Raw genomic sequence first — 19001 nt, forward strand, 5'->3', positions numbered from 1 at the left:
CGGAGGGCGGCGCGCGTCACCAGCGCAGCAGCAGCACGTCCGATCCGCCCGCGCGCCCGACGGCCACGAAGCCGAGCGACTCGTACAGGGCGCGGGCGCGGTCGTTCCCGTCCTCGACGCTCAGGCTCACGGCCGGGGCGCCGGACGCGCGGACCGCGTCGACGAGCGCCACGAGGATCCGCCGCCCGAGGCCCCGGCCGCGCGCCGACGCGACGAGCGCCATGCCGAGCTCGGGGACGTCGGCCGACACGAAGCCGTAGCCGCGGTCGTCGTCCGCGAAGAGACGGGCCCAGGCGGCGCCGACGGGATCCCCGTCGACCTCCACGACCACGCCCACGTCGCCGGCGCGCGGCCAGCCGGACACGTAGTGCGCGAGCTCGGGCGTCGCGAGCGTGCGCTCGCGCGTGACGGAGCCGTCGTCGCGCCAGTCCATCGAGGCCAGCAGCATGTCCTCGAGGAACGGCAGGTCGTCGGCGCGCGCCGGGCGGAGGACCGCGTCGGGGGATCCGGTGCCCGTCATCGCGTCGCCCCCTCCCCATCGGACGACTCGGGGGCGACCACGCGGGACATCAACCAGCTCCGCAGGTCCGCGACCACCTCGTCGCGGTTCGTCTCGTTGTAGATCTCGTGCCGCGCGCCCGGGTAGACGATGAGCAGCACGTCGCCGAGGCGCGAGCGCTTGCTGTAGTCGCGCGCGAGCAGCTGCATCCCGCGCCGGCCGCCGAGCGCGTCCTCCTCGCCGCCCTGGATCAGCACGGGCAGGTCGGTCGCGAGCTTCCGCGGCGGGCGGCCCATGATCTGCACGGAGTCGCGCATCCGGTAGGGCTTGAGCGCGTTCACGTCGAAGTTCCGGTCGTCGGCGCCGAACGCCCGCTGGGCGGCGGGATCCCGCGAGAGCCACTCGAAGCCCGACGCGGCCGGGTGCCGCCAGCGCTTGTTGAGGTCACCCAGGTTGACGACGCCGGGCATCGCGAGCGTCGCCCCGCTCAGCACGAGCCCCGCGTAGAGGTGCGACGCGCGCGCGACGATGCGCTGCGCGAGGAGCGCGCCCCAGCTGTGGCCGAGGAGCACGAGCGGGAGGCCCGGGTGCTCGCGGCGGAGCTGCTCGCTCACCAGCTGGATCCCGTCGAGCGCCGCCCGGTGGCGCCTCGGCCCCAGCACGCCGATGCCGAGGTGCCCGAGCCCCGTGGCACCATGACCGCGGTGGTCGTCGGCCGCGACCGTGAAGCCCGCGGCGTTCAGCTCGTGGGCCAGCCGGATGTAGCGCAGCGCGTGCTCGCCGACCCCGTGCGCGATGTGCACGACCGCCCGCGGGCTCTCCGCCTCCCACACGTAGTAGTGGAGGGTCACGCCCTCCGCGTCCACGATGGTGCGGTGGTCGGCTCCGCCGGTGGAGCGCTCGTCGTCGGGCATGGATCCAGACTAGGCGGCCCCGCCCGGCCTGCCGAGGGTCAGGACTCGCGCGTGATCTCGACCCGCACGAACAGCTTCGAGCGGAACGGCCCCGCGTAGATGCCGCGCAGGGGCGCGACGTCCCGGTAGTCGCGGCCCCGGCCGACGAGCACGTGGCGGTCGCCGATGTCGATGAGGTTCGTGGGATCCCAGCCGCGCCACTCGCCGCAGAACCACTCGACCCACGCGTGCGACTCGCCCGTGACGGTCTCGCCGACGGCCGCGTTCGGCTTGGGGTGCAGGTAGCCGCTGACGTAGCGCGCGGGGATCCCGACGTGCCGCAGCGCGCCGATGACGATGTGCGTGATGTCCTGGCATACGCCGCGACCCTGCTCCCACGCCTCGCGCGCGGTGGACTGCACGCTCGTGACGCCCGCCATGTACTCGACCCTCTCGCCGACCGCGCGGGCGATGGCGGCCGCCGCCTCGCACGGGGTGCCGGCGCCGCCCGCGATCTCCTCCGCGAGCGCGACGACCTCCTCGTGCGGCTCCGTGCGCGCGGTCTGCGCGACCTGCTCCACGTGCTCGGTGGCGCGCTGCACGTCGACCGCGAGGTCGTCCCAGCCCAGCTGGTGCGGCTCGTGCGTGCGCGGCCGGACCTCGACGAGGCTCGTCGCCGTGAGCTCGAGCGAGCGGTGGGGGCTCAGGATCTCGAACGACGAGACGCGCGTGCCGAAGTAGTCGACGTAGGTGTGGTGCCCCGGCTTCGGCTGGATGTCGAGGTTCGAGTACAGGACGAACTGGTTCTCGCTCGAGACGGGCAGCATGCGCGCCTCGTTGTACGACGCGGTCACCTCGCCCTCGTAGTGGAAGCCGGTCCGGTGGGTGATGCGCAGGCGGTTCACGAGTTCTCTCCGACCCAGCTGGGTGCCGCGTTGGTGGGGAAGTAGCGCTGGCGGACGGCCTCGCTGGTGGCGGATGTCGCCTCCTGCACGGCGTCCATGAAGCGCGGGAGGTCGTCGAGGATCTCCTGGATGGGCCGGTACTCGAGCTCGCTCCGGATCTGCCCGAGCAGCCGCTGCGCCTGATCGGACACCCCGAGGCGGTCGGTGCGCGGCTCGATGTCGTGCAGGCACTGCTCGGCGCGGCGGATCGAGTGCGTGATCGACCGCGGGAACAGCCGGTCGAGCAGCAGGAACTCGGCGGCGTTACGCGCGCTCGGCACGCCGCGGTACGTGCGGAGGTAGGCCTCGTAAGCGCCGCACGAGCGGAGGATCGTGGTCCACGACGGGCCGCTCGCCTCGGTGAGGGCCCTCGTCGCGAGGAGGCGGGCCGTCATGTCGGCGCGCTCGATGGAGCGGCCGAGCGTGAAGAACTGCCAGGCCTCGTCGCGGCTCGTGCCCGACTCGACGAGCCCGACCGCGAGGGCCGAGCGCTCGCGCACCCAGCCGAAGAACTCGTGCACGCGGTCGTTGGCGATCTTCCGCGGCATGCGGGCGCGCGTCGTGTTCAGGCACTCCCACAGCTCGCTCGAGACGATCTCGCGGGCCCGGCGGGCGTTCTCCCGCGCGGCGCCCAGCGAGTAGGCGATGGACGCGGGCTGCGTGCGGTCGACCGCGAGGAGCGCGAGCACGTCGTGGCGGCCGAGCACGTCCTCGGAGGGCACGTCGCTGCCCATCACGCTGAGGAGGGAGCGGCAGGCGGTGTCCTCGTCGATCCACGGGTCCTCGAGCAGGAGCTGGAGGTGCACGTCGAGGATGCGGGCGGTGCCGTCCGACCGCTCGATGTAGCGGCCGATCCAGAACAGCGACTCGGCGATGCGCGACAGCATGGGCATCAGCGGTCCCCCTCGGCGGTGGTGGCGGTGCGGGTGGACGCGGCGGGCTCGGCGGGCGCGGCGGCGGCGCGGGCGGATCCGGCCTGCTGCTGCTGCTCGTGCTGGTCGCGGTTGCGCGGGGCGTCGTGCGGCGACTGGTCGGGCGCCTTGTCGCCATCGACGATCGGGATCGACGTGGTCACCGCGGCCTGGTCGGCGACGAGCGTCTGCACGCTGCGCTCGCGCGTGGCCGCCGGGAAGCCGGCGTCGCCGACGACCCAGGTGTCCTTGGATCCGCCGCCCTGGCTGCTGTTGACCACGAGCTGGCCCTCGGGGAGCGCCACGCGCGTGAGCCCGCCCGGCAGCACCCAGATGTCGCGGCCGTCGTTGACGGCGAACGGTCGGAGGTCGGCGTGGCGGGGCCGCATGCCGTCCTCCACGAGCGTGGGGATGGTGGACAGCTGCACGACGGGCTGCGCGATCCAGCCGCGCGGGTCCTTGAGGAGCCGGGCGCGGAGCTCGGCGAGCTCGCCCGCGCTGGCGGCGGGGCCGACCACGAGGCCCTTGCCGCCGGATCCGTCGACGGGCTTGACGACGAGCTCCGGCAGCCGGTCGAGCACCTCCTCGAGCGAGTCGGGCTCCTCGAGCCGCCAGGTGTCGACGTTCGGGATGATCGCGTCCTCGGCCAGGTAGTAGCGGATGAGGTCGGGCAGGTACGTGTAGACGAGCTTGTCGTCGGCGACCCCGTTGCCGACCGCGTTCGCGATGGTGACGTTGCCGAGGCGCGCGGCGAGCATGAGGCCGGGCGAGCCGAGCATGGAGTCGGCGCGGAACTGCAGCGGATCCAGGAACTCGTCGTCGACGCGGCGGTAGATGACGTCGACGCGCATGGGGCCGCCCGTGGTGCGCATCCAGACGCGGCCGCCGGAGCAGAACAGGTCGCGGCCCTCGACGAGCTCGACGCCCATGAGCCGCGCGAGCAGCGTGTGCTCGAAGTAGGCGCTGTTGTAGACGCCGGGCGTGAGGACGACCACGTTCGGGTCCTCGACGCCGTCGGGCGCGCTCGCGCGGAGGGCCTGCAGGAGCTTGTTCGGGTAGTCGCCGACGGGCCGGACCCGCATCGAGACGAAGAGCTCGGGGAGGGTCTGCGCCATGACGCGGCGGTTGGAGATGACGTAGCTGACGCCGGAGGGGACGCGCACGTTGTCCTCGAGCACGCGCATCTCGCCGGCCTCGTCGCGTACCAGGTCGATGCCGGAGACCTGGATGCGGACGCCGTTGGCCGGGTCGATGCCGGCGGCCTGGCGGTGGAAGTGGCTGGACGAGCTGATGAGACGCGCGGGGATGACGCCGTCGCGGATCGCGCGCTGCGGCCCGTACACGTCGGCGAGGAACGCCTCGAGCGCCCGCACCCGCTGCGCGACGCCCTTCTCGAGCCGGCTCCACTCGGCCTGCTCGATGACGCGCGGCACGGCGTCGAGCGGGAACGGCCGCTCCTCGCCCGCGAAGTCGAAGGTGACGCCCTGCGCGAGGTAGCTGGTGGCGAGCGCGTCGGTGCGGTCCTTCAGCTCCTCCTTGGTCATGCGGGAGAGCGCGGCGTGGATCTCCCGGTAGGCCGCCCGGGTGACGGCGGGCTCCCCGTCGGCCGGCGGATCCCGGAACATCTCGTCGAACGGCATCGCACCGCCTGTGGCACGTCTGGCGGCCGCGAGCGTGCCGTATCCCTCGAACAGATCACCCATGGCCGCAGACTAACGGCGGCGTGTGTCGGGGGTGTTTCCGGGCCGCGGCGGCGCCGCGGGACCCGCGGATCAGGCGTCGGTGCGCTTGAGGATGTGCGCCGGGATCGCGATGGACGCCGAGACGAGCAGGATGCCGGCGAAGAAGCTCAGCAGCTCGAAGCCCTCGATGTAGAACGCGAACGCGAACAGCGCCATGCCGCCCAGGAAGAGGGCGAACGCGATGATGAAAGCGACGATGTTCACGAGGGCACCTGGATCCGTTGACGAGACTGGGGGCGACCGCCGCGCCGGGGCGCGGGACGCGGTCACCTCCGAGTCTACGAGATCGACGGACGGGTGTCGCCCGCGCGGCCGCACGGGTCAGCGCGCGGCCTGCTCCGGGCGGATCCCGCCGGCGAGCGCCTGGAACGCGCGCTGCGGACCGGGCGAGCGGGTGAGCGACGACGCGACGGCGTCGAGCATGGCGCGCTGGCCGCCCGACGGGTTGAGCAGGAGCTTCGCCGCCTGCCGCAGCTCGGTGACGGTCGCGACGTTCGGCGCGAGCGCGAGGCCGAGCCCCGCGTCCTCGAGGGCGGCAGCGCCCGCGAACTGGTCGGTCGAGAGCGGCAGCACGAGCATCGGGACGCCCGCGGTCGCGGCCTCGGTGACGGAGTTGTTGCCGCCGTGCGTGACCGCGAGGTCGGCGTGGCCGAGCAGCGTCACCTGCGGGAGGAACGGGCGCACGAGCCAGTCCGACGGGACGTCGCCGAGCTCCGCCGGGTCAGTGGACCCGGTCGCGAGCGCCACGCGCACGTCGAGGTCGCGGAGGGCCGCCGCGATGCGCGCGAGCACGTCGCCGCGGACCGACAGGAAGCTGCCGAGCGAGACGTAGACGATCGGGTCGCCGCCCTGGTCGATCCAGTCCTGCACGTCGGCGTCGGGGGCCTCGCGGCGCACGGCCGAGCCGATGAAGGCGTGCGGCGGCAGGAGCTCGGAGCGGTCGGGGTCGTGCAGCTCCTCGGGGTAGTTGAGGAGGAGCACGTCGCCGGCCTCCGCGAACGCGTCGCGGCTCGGGCGCATGGACGGCGCGAGGATCGCGAGGGCGTCGTTCCACTGTGCGGTGAAGCGGTCGCGCACGCGCTCGCACAGCGCGCGCAGCTCGTCGAGGTCGTCCTCCTCGGGCTCGAACGCGGCGGGCCACGCGGGCGGGAAACCGTAGACCTCGTCGCCCACGGGGAGGGCGCTGGGGTGGCCGAGCACGACGTCCGCGTGGCGCGTGCCGGAGGCGAGCAGGGCGAGGCGGGCGCTGAAGGCGAGGTGGTCGACGATCACGTGGTCGGGGCGCACCTCGTCGAGGATCCGCTGCACGGCGCGCGCGGTCTCGACCGGCTTCCACAGCAGGTCGTCGCTGCGCGCCTCGGCCTGGAAGCGCAGGGTCTCGACCATGCCGCGGCGCGTGGCGGCGAAGAAGCCGCGGAGGGCGTCGTCCTCGCCCGTCGGCTGCTCCTCGGCCTTGATGGTGCCGGGGTTGGATCCGCGGCCGAGGCGGAGGTCGACCCGCTCGAAGCCGGACGCCTCGACGATGCCGGCGGTCGCGGATCCGGTCGCCACGACCACGCGCTCGCCCGCCTGCTGCCAGGCCGACGCGAGTGTGAGGAGGGGGAAGAGGTGGGACGCGTAGTCCGGGCTGATGACGAGCAGGGTCATGAGGCGCTGAGCTCCCAGAGGGTTCGGTCGTCGGCTGCGGCGACGTCGCGGTAGACGCGGGACAGGGTGCCCGCCATGGCCTGGATGGTGAAGGTGCGGGCGACCATGTCGCGGGCGCGGTCGGCGGCGGCGTCCGCGTCGGGGCCGGCCGCGATGTCGAGGGCGCGGGCGATGCCGGAGCCGAGCGCGGCGGGATCCGTGGTGTCGACGAGGAGGCCCGTCACGCCGTCCTCCACGTAGGTCGCGGGGCCGCCGGACGCGGGCGCGACGACGGGCAGGCCCATCGACATCGCCTCGAGGAGCGCGACGCCGAACTCCTCCTTGATGCTCGCGCACGCGTACGCGCCGCCCGCCGCGGTGAGCCCGGGGCGGCCGTAGCGGACGGCGGCGAGCCAGCGCGTGACGGTGTCGTTGCCGCGGTGGCCGGCGAGGAGCAGGCCGTGGCGCGCGGCCTCCGCGGGGCCGTCCGCGTCGGGCACGGCCTCGAGGATCAGCGCCAGCTGCTCGCGCTCCTCCGGCGTCGGCGCGTCGAGGTCGCCGCCCACGACGAGGAGGTTCGCGCGGGCCCGGAGCGCCGGATCCGCCGCCCAGACGTGCGCGAGCGAGGCCATGCCCTTGACGCGCGCGAGGCGGCCGACGCTGATGACGAGGGGCAGGCCGCGGCGCTCCGCGGGGAGGCCGGCGAGCAGGGCGTCGAGCTCGACGAAGGCGCGGGCCGGGGATCCGTCGGCGTCGGCGCCGAGCATGGCGTCGTCGCGCGAGCGCTCGATGGCGGCCACGTCGATGCCCTCGGCGACGACGCTGTGGCGCTCGGGATGCGCGTCCACGTCGATGCCGACGAGCCGGCGCATGTCGCGCTTCAGCTCCGGCCGCGGGAAGAGGACGGTGTGCGCGGCGTCGGCGGCCAGGCGCTGCACGAGGCGCACGCGGAACCAGTAGTGCTCGCGCGCGTCGACCGCGCCGAAGCCGTCGCGCGTGAGGGCGCCGGAGCGGTCGAGGGCGTCGACGACGCCGTGCGGATCCGGCGCGACCGTGAAGACGACGGGGATCCCGAGCCGGCGCGCGACGCTCGAGGCGGCGAGCGTGCCGACGTCGGCCATGCGGAGGTGCACGGCGTCGACGCGGCCGGCGGCGCGGAGCACGCGGCGGATCCCCCGCTCGGCCTCCACGCGGTGCGGCCACGCCTCGGGCAGCGAGCGCAGGCCGCCGAGCATCGGGATGTGCGCGAAGACGTGGCCGTCGTCGCCGGCGGAGACGCGCGCGAGGGAGGCGAGCGCCTGGTCGGGGGTGCCGCGGGAGAGCGTGACGACGCGGTCGACCGGACGATCGGCGACGGTCGGCGCACCGGCGGTCGGCTCGCCGGGGGTCGCGGCCGTGGGATCCACGAGCGCGTCGCCGAGGCGCACGAGCAGCGTCGCGATGCCGCCGTTGTCGCCCGCGCCCACGTGCGTGAGCCCGGCGTCGATGTCGGCGTGCAGGAAGAGCTGGACGACCGTGAGGCCGGGCCGCTCGGGCCCCGCCGGGTGGTCGCCGTGCTGCCGCGCGATGTCGAGCACGGCCAGGCGCGCGACCGCGGCCACCTCGTCGTCGCCGCGCGCGATGTCGGAGACGATCCCGAGGGTCGCCTCCCCCGCCGGCCGGTCGCCGAGCGCGGCCACGGCGGCGGCCCGGGTGAGCGGGCCCTCGTGCGCGTCCTGCGCGGTGCGGAGGAGTACGCGCTCGGGGATCCGGCCGTGCACGAGCCCGATCGTCTCGACGAGCCGTGAGCGGGCGCCGTCGCCGCGCACCCCGAGGAGCGCGTTCTCGAGCGCGAGGGAGAGGTGGTCGGGCGTCGACGCGGCCCACTGCTCGAGGGTGCGCTGCGCGAGCATGCCGGGGAAGCCGCCCTCGACGACCATCGCGACGAGGCCCGACACCGCGTCGAAGCGCGGCAGGCGGGTGCCGAACGCCCAGGCGGCGTGCTCGCGGATCCACCGGACGTCGTGGTCGAGGAGCGCGACGAGCGCGAGGTCGGCGGCCTCGTCGAAGACCTGGGCGAGCGCGTGGATGGCGGCGACCGCGGTGAGCTGGTCGGCGGGATCCGCGGCGGCGCGGGCGAGGAGCCGCACCGCGCGTCCGCCGCCGTCGCGGCTGGCGGCGACCGTGAGCTCGTCGGCCTCCTGCATCACGTCGAGGATGCGCGCGGCCTGCGCGACCTGGTCGAGGCTCGTCTGGATCCCCATGCTCGTCTCCCCTCGGGTCGCGTACTCCTGCGACGGAGCCGTGTGGCGCCTCACGCGGGAGCGTTCGCTCCCGGGACAGCCTCGCAGCGCTCCCGAGCATTCCCCAACCAGCTGCGAGATCCCCGGCGAACCGTCACGAGCGGACGCATCCGGCCCCGCGCGTACGCTGGCGAGCATGCCCCGCCCCGCGCCGCCCGCCCCGCAGATCCGCTTCGGCATCGTGGGGAGCGGCTGGCGCAGCGCCTTCTTCCTGCGCATCGCGCGGGCCCTCCCGGACCGGTTCGCGGTCACGGGGCTCGTGACCCGCAGCGCCGACACCGGCCGGGCGCTCGAGGAGGAGTGGGGGATCCGCACCTTCCGCACCGCGGCCGAGCTGCTCGCCGCGGAGGCCCCGTCGTTCGTGGTCGTGTCCGTGCCGCGGACGGCCGCGCCCGACGTCATCGCCGACCTCGTCGACCGCGGCGTCGCGGTGCTCACCGAGACGCCGCCCGGGGAGACCGTCGAGGACCTCGAGCGGCTCGACGCGCTCGTGAAGCAGGGCGCGCGGATCGAGGTGGCCGAGCAGTACCCGCTCTCGCCGCTTCTCGCCGCGCAGCTCGCCATCGCCGCCTCGGGCCGGCTCGGGCGGATCAGCCAGGCGACCGTCGCGCAGTGCCACGACTACCACGGAGTCCGCGTGATGCGCCGGGCCCTCGGCATCGGCTTCGAGGACGCGACCATCACGGCGTCGCGGTTCTCGTCGCCGATCGTCGCCGGGCCCGACCGCGACGGCGACCCCGTGCGCGAGGAGGTCGTGACCGCCGAGCAGACCACGGCGCGCTTCGACTTCGGCGACCGCCTCGGCGTCTACGACTTCTCCGACCGGCAGTACTTCTCCTGGATCCGGCGCAACCGGCTCCTCGTCCGCGGCGAGCGCGGCGAGATCGTCGACGAGCACGTGAGCTGGCTGCTCGACGCGACGACGCCCACGTGGGCCGACATCACGCGCGTCGAGACCGGGCAGGGCGGCAACCTCGAGGGGCTGCACCTGCGCGGGCTGCTGCTCGGATCCGAGTGGGTGTTCCAGAACCCGTTCGCGCCCGGCCGGCTCGCGGACGACGAGATCGCGATCGCGCAGTGCCTCGTCGAGATGCACGCGCACGCGGCCGGCGGACCCTCCACGAACTCGCTCGCGGAGGCGTCGCAGGACCACCACCTCGCGCTCCTCATGCACGAGGCCGCGACCACCGGCAAGCCCGTCCGCAGCACGCGGCGGGCCTGGGCCGACTGAGCCGGTCCCGCTCCCCCGCTCCATCAGGAAGGCACTCGAATGCGCATCGACCTCACGGGATCCACCGCCCTCGTCACGGGCTCCACGCAGGGCATCGGCTATGCCATCGCGGAGGGGCTGCTCGACGCGGGCGCCCGCGTGATCGTCAACGGCCGGGGCGAGGAGGGCACGGCCGCCGCGCGCGACCGGCTGCTCGCCGCGCATCCGGGCGCCCAGGTCGAGGCGCTCGCCGCCGACGTCGCGACCGAGGAGGGCGCTGCCCGCGCGGTCGAGGCGTTCCCCGAGGTCGACGTGCTCGTCAACAACCTCGGGATCTTCGGCTCGTCCGATCCCTTCGCCATCACCGACGACGAGTGGCGCCGCTACCTCGAGGTCAACGTGCTCGCGGGCGTGCGCCTCACCCGCGCCTACCTGCCCGGCATGATGGCGCGCGGCTGGGGCCGCGTGCAGTACATCGCGAGCGACTCGGCCGTCGTGACGCCGGCCGAGATGATCCACTACGGGGTCTCGAAGACCGCGCTCCTCGGCGTCTCGCGCGGCTTCGCCAAGGCGGCGGCCGGATCCGGCGTCACGGTCAACTGCGTCATGGCCGGCCCCACGCACACCGGCGGCGTCGAGGCGTTCGCGCGCGAGCTCGTCGGCGACGACCTGCCGTGGGAGGAGGCGCAGCGCGAGTTCATGCGGGAGCACCGGCCGCAGTCGCTCATCCAGCGGCTGATCGAGCCCGAGGAGATCGCCAACATGTGCGTGTACCTCGCCTCGAAGCAGGCGTCCGCGACGACCGGCGGCGCGCTGCGGGTCGACGGCGGGTACGTGGACGCGATCCTGCCGTAGCGGGCTTCGCGGCGGGCGGCCGCTCGGCCTCAGCTCGCCAGGTGCCGCCGGATCGCCTCGACGCCGACCTCGACCTCGCGGAACGAGGTCGTCAGCGGGCTGAGCCCGAGGCGGAGGCCGGACGGCGCGCGGAAGTCGGGGATCACGCCCGCCTCCCACAGCGCGCCCACGATCTCGCGGAAGCGCGGGTGGTCGACGCTCACGTGGCTACCGCGGCGGTCCTCCTCGCGGGGGCTCGCGACGCGCGCGCCGAGCGGCACGAGGTCGCGGTCGACGAGGTCGAGCGCGAAGCCCGTGAGGGCGAGCGACTTGGCGCGGATCGCGTCCATGCCCGCCTCCTCGATGAGCGCGAGCATGTCCTGCATCGCGAGCATGCCGACGATGGGCGGCGTGCCGCTGAGGAAGCGGCGGATCCCGTCGGCCGGCACGTACTCGGGCCCCATCGCGAACACGTCCTGCGCGCCCATCCAGCCCTGGATCGGCTGGCGCAGCTCCCGCTGCAGGTCGCTCCGCACGTAGCCGTGCGCGGGCGCGCCCGGCCCGCCGTCGAGGTACTTGTAGCTGCAGCCGACCGCGAGGTCGACGCCCCATGCGTCGAGCTCGGTGGGCACGACGCCGACCGAGTGGCAGGTGTCCCAGAGCACGAGCGCGCCCGCGTCGTGCACGATGCGCGTGATCCCCGGCACGTCCGCGAGGAACCCGGACCGGTACGCGACCTGGCTGAGCACGACGAGCGCGGTCCGCTCCCCCACCGCGTCGGCCACGAGCTCGGGCGTGACGCCGGCGTCGGGCTGCACGTCGATCCACCGGATCGTCATGCCGCACTCCTCCGCGACGCCCTCGAGCACGAAGCGGTCGGTCGGGAAGTTGTCGGTGTCGATCACGAGCTCGTCGCGGCCGGGGCGCGCGCGGACGGCGGCGCGCACGAGCTTGTAGAGGATCACCGTGGTCGAGTCGCCGACGAACGTCTGGCCGGCCGCGGCCCCGTAGACGACGCGGCCGAGGTCGTCGCCGATGCGCGTCGGCATCTCGAGCCAGTCCTCGTCCCAGCCGCGGATGAGGCGGCCGCCCCACTGATCACGCACGAAGTCGGCGATGCGGTCGACGCTCGCGACGGTCGGCCGCCCGAGCGAGTTGCCGTCGAGGTAGGCGACCACGTCGTCGGCCTGCACGAAGAGCTCGCGGAACCGCGCGAGCGGGTCGCGGGCGTCGAGGTCGGCGGCGGACGGGATCGGGGAGGATGCGGCGGGCGCGTCGGGTGTCACCTCCGCAGCCTACGTTCCGCCCGGCATGGCGGCCCGGTCGGCGGGCGCCGACGGCATCCGGCTAGCCGGCTCGGAAGTAGTACGCTTCCGCGAGGGTGCCCGGCGCGGTCGCCCAGAGGCCGTCCGCGGCACCCTCGATCGGGATCTCGATGACGACGTTCCCGGTCGCGGTGCCCTGCGACTCCAGCAGCTCCTCGTTGTCGGTGAACGCCGGCGCCGGGGCGATCGCGAAGCTGTCGGCGGCCGCGTACTGGGATCCGTCGGCGGCCAGGAACCCGAGCGCGAGCTCGGACAGCGGATCGCCCTCGGTCGCGCCGAGGTACGTCACGGTGACCGGCACGACCGCGTACTGCATGCCCTCGGCGGGCGCCTGGTTGGTCGGATCCGCGGCGAGCACCGCCGCCGTCGCGTCGAGGATCGGCTGGCCGAGCGTGACCTGCCACTCGGGTCCGTCGATCCCGTCGCCCGTGACGGGGGTGCCGATCGGCAGCGGATCGTCGGGGCTCGTGCCCGGAAGCGCGGCCGCGTCGTCGTCCTCGCCGGGGGCCGGCTCGGGGCTCGCGAATCCGGAGTCGACGCCGGAGGACTCGACGGCCTCGGACAGCGACGCCACGAACGCGAACGTGTAGACGATCGCGAGCACGATGCTGAGCACGAAGCCGACCGCGCCGAGGATGAGGCCCGTGAGCGCCAGCGGCTTGCCGTCCATGCGCCGCGCGAGCGAGATGATCCCGAGCACCACGGCGACCAGCGCGGGCACGGCCGTCACGTAGTTCAGGAACGGGATGAAGGAGCCGAGGAACCCGACGATGCCGACGACGAGAGCGGCGATCGCGAGGCCCTTGCCGCCGCGGGGGCGGGAAGGCCCGCCCGAGCCGACGGGCGGCGCGTCGGCGGGAGCGGCGTAGCCGCCGGGAGCGGGCGGTGCGTAGGCGCCGGGAGCTGGCGGCGCGTAGGCGCCGGGAGCTGGCGGCGCGTAGGCGCCGGGAGCTGGCGGCGCGTAGCCGCCGGGCGCGGCGTACGCGGCGGCGGCCGCGGCCGCGGCCGGAGCGGCGTGCGCGGCGGCCGGGCCGGCCGCGCCCTGTCCGTCGGGACCGGCTGCGTCGTACCCTGCCGGCGGCAGGGGCGGAGCGTCCGGAGCACCCTGGGCGTCACCGGCCGTCGCCGCGTCGGCGACGCCGACGGCGTCCTCGCTCGTCCCCGCGTCGGCGTCCGCCGGACCGTAGGGGCTGACGCGTCGCGGCTCGTCGGGATCCGTGCCGGGGTCGCGCTCATCGCTCATGCCTCGTTCCTAGTGCAGGGGACGGCCCGGACGACAGCGATGCGGACGAAGCGCCCCGAAGTGGGGGCCCGCGGGCGGCCGGATCCCCGCGGGGTCCGCGCCCGGCGGCGGCCCTCGCCCGCCCGGCGGGTCCATTAACCTCGGGGCGTGCCCCTGCCCGCGTGGACCCCCGACGGTCCCGACCTCGTGATCCACGCGGAGAACCTCGAGGCGGTGCGCGCCCTCCCGGACGGCGCCTTCCAGCTCATCTACCTGGATCCGCCGTTCAACACCGGCCGCACGCAGGAGCGGCAGAACCTCACGGTGACGCGCACGCTGGATGCGGAACCGGAACCCGCGTCCGAGGCCGCGCCCGCCGACCCGGCCGCCGCTCCCGATGCCGCCGAGCCCGGTGCGGGGGCCGACGCCGCGGCCGTCACCGACGACCCGCCCGCGCCCGCGCCCGCCCTCGCCCCCGCGGGCACCGCCACCCCCGAACCGGTCCGTCCGCCCGGTGCGCGCCTCGGGTTCCACGGCCGCAGCTACGACTCCGTGAAGGGGATGCTCTACGGCTTCGACGACTCGTTCGCCGACTACTGGGACTTCCTCGAGCCGCGCCTCATCGAGGCGTGGCGCCTGCTGGATCCCACCGGCACCCTCTACCTGCACCTCGACTACCGCGAGGTGCACTACGCGAAGGTCGTGCTCGACGCGCTGTTCGGCCGCCGGTCGTTCCTCAACGAGATCGTGTGGGCGTACGACTACGGCGCGAAGTCCCGCCGGCGCTGGCCGGCGAAGCACGACACGATCCTCGTCTACGTGAAGGACCCGCTCCGCTACCGCTTCGACTCCGAGGGCGTCGACCGCGAGCCCTACATGGCGCCCGGCCTCGTGACCCCGGAGAAGCGCGAGCGCGGCAAGCTGCCGACGGACGTCTGGTGGCACACGATCGTCTCCCCCACCGGCCGCGAGAAGACCGGCTACGCGACCCAGAAGCCGCTCGGTGTGCTGCGCCGCATCGTGCAGGCGTCGAGCCGGCCGGGCGACTGGGTGCTCGACTTCTTCGCCGGATCCGGCACCACGGGCGCCGCCGCGCGCGAGCTCGGCCGCCGCTTCGTGCTGGTGGACGAGAACCCGCAGGCCCTCGAGGTGATGCGGGCGCGGCTCGCGGGCGGCGGCACGGTCTTCGCGTCGGCGGACGCGGATCCGACAGGGCCGACGGCCAAGGCCCCCGCGAAGGCGAAGGCGAAGGCGAAGGCGAAGGCCGTCGCGAAGCCGAAGCCAGCCCCGAAGCCCAAGCCCGTCGCGAAGCCGAAGCCCGCTCCCCCGCCCGCCGGCTGACCCGCACCCGCCCCGCTATCCCTGCTGCGCCAGCGCGAACGGCAGCACGCGGGTGGCGCCCGCCTTGCGCAGCAGGCGGCCCGCGACCGTGAGGGTCCACCGGGTGTCGACCAGGTCGTCCACGAGGAGCACCGGACGCGGATCCGCCGCGAGGTCGTCCGCGAGGTGCGCCGGTACCTGGAACCGCGGGTGCACGCGCCCGAGGCGGTAGACGCTGTTGCCGCGCGCGGCGCCGGGCGCCCCCGGATCCACCAGGTCGAGCGACCCGAGGAACGGCAGCCGCCCCACCTCGGCGATGCGCTGGGCGAGGCTGCCGACCAGCTGCGGCCGGCTCGCCGAGGGCACGTGCACGACCGCGCGCGGCCGCTCGGCCCAGCCCCACTCGGCGAGCACGCGGACGCAGGCGGCGACGAGCGCGTCGTCCACCGGCGCGTCCTCGGCGCCGGCCGCGAAGACCGTGCGGAGCCGCCCGCCCCAGCCGAGGTCGGTGAGGCGCGCGAGCGCTCGGCCCTCGTCGACCTGCTCGCCCGCCGCGATGGCGCCGCTCAGCGGCACGCCGACGCTCGACGCGCCCGTGGGCCAGCGCAGCCGCGGCTCGACGGGCAGCCCGACCTTGTCGAGCGCCTGGGACGCGGTGGCCGACGCCTGCTGGTCCAGCGACGCCGGGTACCACGCGCCCGCGCACCGGTCGCAGCGCCCGCAGGGCGCCGCGGTGTCGTCGTCGAGCTGGCGCTGGAGGAACTCCATCCGGCAGCCGAGCGTGGTCTCGTAGTCGAGCATCGCCTGCTGCTCGCGCACGCGCGCCGCGGCGACCTGCTCGTAGCGGGCCCGATCGTAGACCCACGGGACGCCCGTGGCCGACCAGCCCGAGGTGTCGCGCCGGACGGCGCCGTCGACGTCGAGCACCTTGAGCAGGAGGTCGAGCCGGCTGCGCGAGAGGCTGACCCGCGACTCGAGCGCCGGCACCGACAGCGGCCGGTCGCTCTCGCCGAGCGCCTGGATGACGGACGCCGCCTGCTGCTCGTCGGGCATGGACGCCGTGGCGAAGTACTGCCAGATGTCCGGATCCTCGCGGCCGGGCAGGAGCAGCACGTCCGCGTCGGCGGACCCGCGGCCCGCACGCCCGACCTGCTGGTAGTAGGAGACGGGCGACGACGGCGCCCCGAGGTGCACCACGAACCCGAGGTCGGGCTTGTCGAAGCCCATGCCGAGCGCGCTGGTGGCGACGAGGGCCTTGACCTCGTTGCGCTGCAGCTCGCCCTCGGCCTGCTCGCGGTCGGCCGGGTCGTCGCGGCCCGTGTACGCCTTCACCGCGTGGCCGGCGTCGCGCAGCAGCCGCGCGGTGTCCTGCGCGGCGGAGACGGTGAGCGCGTAGATGATGCCGCTGCCGGGCAGCTCGTCGAGGTGGCTGAGGAGCCAGCCGAGCCGGTCGCGGCTGTTCTCGAGCCGGAGCACGCCGAGCCGCAGCGACCGTCGGGCGAGCGGCCCGCGGATGGTGACCACGGGCACGCGGTCGGTCTCGACGCCCCCGCCCCCGGTGGATCCGACGCTCAGCTGCTCCTCCACGTCGGCGACCACGCGCGAGTTCGCGGTGGCGGTGGTGGCGAGCACGGGCACGCGCTCGTCGACGGAGGAGATGAGGTCGCGCAGGCGCCGGTAGTCGGGCCGGAAGTCGTGGCCCCAGTCGGAGATGCAGTGCGCCTCGTCGACCACGAGGAGGCCGAGCCGGGCCCGGAGCGCGGGCAGCTGCTCGTCGCGGAAGCGCGGGTTGTTGAGGCGCTCGGGCGAGACGAGCAGGAGGTCGACCTCATCGGCGTCGAGCGCGCGCAGGAGGTCGTCCCACTCGTGGGCGTTGCTGGAGTTCATGGCGACGGCGCGGACCCCGGCGCGACGGGCGGCGGCGACCTGGTCGCGCATGAGGGCGAGCAGCGGCGAGACGAGGAGCGTGGGCCCGAGGCCCTGCTGGCGGAGGAGCAGGGTGGCGACGAAGTAGACGGCCGACTTGCCCCATCCGGTGCGCTGCACGACGAGGGCGCGCGAGCGGTCCTGGACGAGCGCCTCGATGGCCTCGAACTGCCCGTCGTGGAAGTCGGCGCCCGCGACGCCCACCAGCCGGGAGAGGTGCTCGCGGGCGGCGGACCGGAGGTCGGCGGGCGCGGCGGAGGAGGGCGGAGCGGCGGTGTCGGGCATGGGGCCATGCTCCCATCCGCCCCCGACCCCGCCCGCCCAGGGCGGCCCCGCCGGGGAGTCGACGACGGCGGCCGGCCTGGGGAGGGGCTATCGCTCGCGCGGGGATCCGGGCTCGATGGCGCGCGACGGACGCGCCGGACCCGCGGCGCGCGCGGCCTGCACCGCCTGCTCGGCCTGGAGCTGCCGCATCCGCGCGATCCGCGCGTAGTGCCGCTCCTCCTCCTCGAGGTCGGCGATCTGCTGCTCCGTGCTCCGGACCCGCTGGTCGACCGCCACGGCCGCGCGCTCGTAGGCGGCGCTCCGGTCCGGCGGGCCGACGGGCTCGCGCCGCGCGTCCCAGTCGTGGCCGACGCAGAACCACACGATGCTGCCGATGAGCGGCAGGAAGACGATGAGCAGGATCCAGACGAGCTTCGGCAGGTGCTTCACCTGGTCGTCCGGTCGGGTGATGAGGTCGACGAGCGCGCACACGGCGACGAGGAGGGGGAGCAGCCCGAAGAGGATCACGGTCAGGGAGCCTAGGGGCGGCACGGGGCCGCGCGGAAGGCCCTTGCACGTCCCCGGCCGACGGTGCACGATGCGGCGCTTCGCTCAGAGGACACGCACCCCGCGTCTGCCAGGCACCCAGGAGCCGTCCGTCCTACAGTCCGATCGAGGGCCGCACCCGGCGGCCCCGGTGAGGAGGAGACCATGGGTCTCGACGACAAGATCAAGAACGCCGCCCAGGACATCGCGGGCAAGGCCAAGGAGGCGCTCGGCGACCACAAGGGCGACCAGGACCTCAAGGCCGAGGGCCAGAAGGACCAGACCGCCGCGTCCGCCAAGAAGGCCGGCGAGAACGTCAAGGACGTCTTCAAGTAGGTCCGCGCAGCACGAGGAGAGGCGGCGACCCCCGGGTCGCCGCCTCTCCTCATGTCCGGGCCGTCGGGGCCGTCGCGGCCGCGCGACCCGTGGTCACGGCAGCGCGGGAGCGCCCGCCTCCGCGATGATCCGGTCCACTATCCCCGCGTCGAGCACCGCGACCTCCTCGCCGTCGTGGGGAGCGTGCGCGCGCACCACGACCGAGACCACGCCGCCGATCGGGTCGACGTCGACCACGAGGAACCCGGATCCGCGCACGATGCGCTCCGTGCCCGGCGTCGCCGCGACGTCCGTCTCGTTCGCGACGCCCGGCGCGACCAGCACGGGCACGCCCGCCAGCGACCCCACGATGTGGTGGTGGTAGTGGCCCGAGAGGATCACCCGCACGTCGCTGCCGCGCACGACCTCCGCCAGCCGCTCCGGACCCTGCAGTGCGAGCGACTCGTGCAGCGTCGTGGGCGCGGGCACCGGCGGGTGGTGCAGCACGAGCACGGTGCCGCGCTCGGACGGGGTCGCGAGCAGCTCGCGGAGCGCGTCGAGCTGCTGCTCGCGGAGCGCGCCGTAGCCCTTGCCGGGCACGGAGGTGTCGAGCGTGACGACGCGCCAGCCGTCCACGATGGTCACGCCGTCGATGGGCGGCACCGCCGCGGGATCCCGGCCGTCGTCCGTGCCGGGGCCGCCGTGCCCGTCGCCGAGCACGAGCCGGAAGCCCGAGCGCACGTCGTGGTTGCCGGGGGCGAGCACGACGGCGGCGCCGCGACGGGCGGCCCACGGATCCAGCCGCTCGCGCAGGAGCGCGTACGACTCCGGCGTGCCGTCCTCCGAGAGGTCGCCCGAGCCGACGAGGAGCCGCACATCGGGCACGCGGTCGGCCTCGGCGAGGACGCGGTCGAGGGCGGCGCCCGTGTCGACGACGCCCTGGTGCAGGCCGCCGTCGCGGAGGAGGTGGGTGTCGCTGAGGTGGACGAGGCGCAGGGATCCGGGAGGCAGTGCGTGCATGCGCCGACCCTACGGCGCTCGGCCGACACCGCGGCGGACGGCGGGCGGACATCCGGTGACGCCGCCCCGCGGGCCCTGCTCCCGCGCATCCCCCGGCGGTAGCCTCGTCCCACGACGAGAGG

Annotated in this window: 17 protein-coding genes; 4 read left to right on the plus strand and 13 right to left on the minus strand. The window is 74.8% G+C overall.

The window, feature by feature from the left end:
• Nucleotides 1-16: 16 nt before the first annotated feature.
• The 8 genes from ACMT9T_RS07870 to ACMT9T_RS07905 form a co-directional block, all read right to left on the minus strand.
• Nucleotides 17-520 carry a GNAT family N-acetyltransferase gene (locus ACMT9T_RS07870; RefSeq protein ID WP_414745017.1) on the minus strand — a complete coding sequence of 168 codons (504 nt, stop codon included), beginning with the start codon at nt 518-520 and terminating at the stop codon, nt 17-19.
• Entirely contained in the window at nt 517-1413 is an 897-nt protein-coding gene (locus tag ACMT9T_RS07875; RefSeq protein WP_414745018.1) for an alpha/beta fold hydrolase, read from the minus strand. Before ACMT9T_RS07875 ends, ACMT9T_RS07870 begins: the two co-directional genes overlap by 4 nt.
• 38 nt (nt 1414-1451) lie before the next feature.
• Complete coding sequence (locus ACMT9T_RS07880) at nt 1452-2297, minus strand: transglutaminase family protein (RefSeq protein WP_116053337.1); 846 nt, start codon at nt 2295-2297, stop codon at nt 1452-1454.
• A complete protein-coding gene (locus ACMT9T_RS07885; RefSeq protein WP_116054572.1) occupies nt 2294-3223 on the minus strand; it encodes an alpha-E domain-containing protein in 930 nt (309 codons plus the stop codon). Before ACMT9T_RS07885 ends, ACMT9T_RS07880 begins: the two co-directional genes overlap by 4 nt.
• A 5-nt stretch (nt 3224-3228) precedes the next feature.
• The gene (locus ACMT9T_RS07890; protein ID WP_414745019.1) at nt 3229-4950 is read right to left on the minus strand and encodes a circularly permuted type 2 ATP-grasp protein; all 1722 of its coding nucleotides are present in this window, start codon (nt 4948-4950) and stop codon (nt 3229-3231) included.
• Between the two features lie 69 nt (nt 4951-5019).
• A complete protein-coding gene (locus tag ACMT9T_RS07895; RefSeq protein WP_012297729.1) occupies nt 5020-5193 on the minus strand; it encodes a hypothetical protein in 174 nt (57 codons plus the stop codon).
• 117 nt (nt 5194-5310) lie between these two features.
• Complete coding sequence (locus ACMT9T_RS07900) at nt 5311-6636, minus strand: nucleotide disphospho-sugar-binding domain-containing protein (protein WP_414745020.1); 1326 nt, start codon at nt 6634-6636, stop codon at nt 5311-5313.
• Nucleotides 6633-8912, minus strand: a complete 2280-nt coding sequence (locus ACMT9T_RS07905) for a glycosyltransferase (protein ID WP_414745021.1) — start codon at nt 8910-8912, stop codon at nt 6633-6635. Before ACMT9T_RS07905 ends, ACMT9T_RS07900 begins: the two co-directional genes overlap by 4 nt.
• Nucleotides 8913-9033: 121 nt before the next feature.
• On the opposite strand from ACMT9T_RS07905, the gene ACMT9T_RS07910 reads away from it, so the two are divergent.
• Complete coding sequence (locus ACMT9T_RS07910; RefSeq protein WP_414745022.1) at nt 9034-10128, plus strand: Gfo/Idh/MocA family protein; 1095 nt, start codon at nt 9034-9036, stop codon at nt 10126-10128.
• Between the two features lie 39 nt (nt 10129-10167).
• Nucleotides 10168-10962 (plus strand): SDR family NAD(P)-dependent oxidoreductase, encoded by a 795-nt coding sequence (locus ACMT9T_RS07915; RefSeq protein WP_414745023.1) that lies wholly within the window; start codon nt 10168-10170, stop codon nt 10960-10962.
• 29 nt (nt 10963-10991) lie between these two features.
• On the opposite strand, the gene ACMT9T_RS07920 is transcribed toward ACMT9T_RS07915, so the two are convergent.
• Together ACMT9T_RS07920 and ACMT9T_RS07925 are read right to left on the minus strand one after the other, a co-directional pair.
• A complete protein-coding gene (locus ACMT9T_RS07920) occupies nt 10992-12227 on the minus strand; it encodes a kynureninase (protein ID WP_414745024.1) in 1236 nt (411 codons plus the stop codon).
• Nucleotides 12228-12288: 61 nt separating this feature from the next.
• Nucleotides 12289-13509, minus strand: coding sequence for a DUF4190 domain-containing protein (locus ACMT9T_RS07925; protein WP_414745025.1), 1221 nt, complete (start codon nt 13507-13509; stop codon nt 12289-12291).
• 147 nt (nt 13510-13656) lie between these two features.
• Between ACMT9T_RS07925 and ACMT9T_RS07930 the strand changes: the two genes are divergently transcribed.
• On the plus strand, nt 13657-14829 hold the full coding sequence (locus ACMT9T_RS07930; RefSeq protein WP_414745026.1) for a DNA-methyltransferase: 1173 nt from the start codon (nt 13657-13659) through the stop codon (nt 14827-14829).
• A 15-nt stretch (nt 14830-14844) separates the two neighbouring features.
• Here ACMT9T_RS07930 and ACMT9T_RS07935 read toward each other — a convergent pair whose 3' ends face one another.
• Nucleotides 14845-17019: a RecQ family ATP-dependent DNA helicase gene (locus ACMT9T_RS07935; RefSeq protein ID WP_414745027.1), complete on the minus strand. Its 2175-nt coding sequence runs from the start codon at nt 17017-17019 to the stop codon at nt 14845-14847.
• A gap of 87 nt (nt 17020-17106) precedes the next feature.
• On the minus strand, nt 17107-17526 hold the full coding sequence (locus ACMT9T_RS07940) for a PLD nuclease N-terminal domain-containing protein (RefSeq protein ID WP_414745028.1): 420 nt from the start codon (nt 17524-17526) through the stop codon (nt 17107-17109).
• A gap of 183 nt (nt 17527-17709) precedes the next feature.
• Here ACMT9T_RS07940 and ACMT9T_RS07945 point away from each other — a divergent pair, with 183 nt between their 5' ends.
• The gene (locus ACMT9T_RS07945; protein ID WP_116053354.1) at nt 17710-17880 is read left to right on the plus strand and encodes a CsbD family protein; all 171 of its coding nucleotides are present in this window, start codon (nt 17710-17712) and stop codon (nt 17878-17880) included.
• Between the two features lie 93 nt (nt 17881-17973).
• Here ACMT9T_RS07945 and ACMT9T_RS07950 read toward each other — a convergent pair whose 3' ends face one another.
• Nucleotides 17974-18879 (minus strand): metallophosphoesterase, encoded by a 906-nt coding sequence (locus ACMT9T_RS07950; protein WP_414745029.1) that lies wholly within the window; start codon nt 18877-18879, stop codon nt 17974-17976.
• Nucleotides 18880-19001 lie beyond the last annotated feature (122 nt).

It is taken from the genome of Clavibacter vidaverae (genome assembly GCF_047529985.1).
In the GTDB taxonomy this organism is placed as follows: Bacteria; Actinomycetota; Actinomycetes; order Actinomycetales; family Microbacteriaceae; genus Clavibacter; species Clavibacter nebraskensis_A.

Bases quoted from the DNA above. Each gene is read 5' to 3' on its own strand.
- ACMT9T_RS07870 (WP_414745017.1), bottom strand. From the start codon at position 520: ATGACGGGCACCGGATCCCCCGACGCGGTCCTCCGCCCGGCGCGCGCC.
- ACMT9T_RS07875 (WP_414745018.1), bottom strand. From the start codon at position 1,413: ATGCCCGACGACGAGCGCTCCACCGGCGGAGCCGACCACCGCACCATC.
- ACMT9T_RS07885 (WP_116054572.1), bottom strand. From the start codon at position 3,223: ATGCTGTCGCGCATCGCCGAGTCGCTGTTCTGGATCGGCCGCTACATC.
- ACMT9T_RS07890 (WP_414745019.1), bottom strand. From the start codon at position 4,950: ATGGGTGATCTGTTCGAGGGATACGGCACGCTCGCGGCCGCCAGACGT.
- ACMT9T_RS07900 (WP_414745020.1), bottom strand. From the start codon at position 6,636: ATGACCCTGCTCGTCATCAGCCCGGACTACGCGTCCCACCTCTTCCCC.
- ACMT9T_RS07910 (WP_414745022.1), top strand. From the start codon at position 9,034: ATGCCCCGCCCCGCGCCGCCCGCCCCGCAGATCCGCTTCGGCATCGTG.
- ACMT9T_RS07915 (WP_414745023.1), top strand. From the start codon at position 10,168: ATGCGCATCGACCTCACGGGATCCACCGCCCTCGTCACGGGCTCCACG.
- ACMT9T_RS07925 (WP_414745025.1), bottom strand. From the start codon at position 13,509: ATGAGCGATGAGCGCGACCCCGGCACGGATCCCGACGAGCCGCGACGC.
- ACMT9T_RS07935 (WP_414745027.1), bottom strand. From the start codon at position 17,019: ATGCCCGACACCGCCGCTCCGCCCTCCTCCGCCGCGCCCGCCGACCTC.
- ACMT9T_RS07945 (WP_116053354.1), top strand. From the start codon at position 17,710: ATGGGTCTCGACGACAAGATCAAGAACGCCGCCCAGGACATCGCGGGC.
- ACMT9T_RS07950 (WP_414745029.1), bottom strand. From the start codon at position 18,879: ATGCACGCACTGCCTCCCGGATCCCTGCGCCTCGTCCACCTCAGCGAC.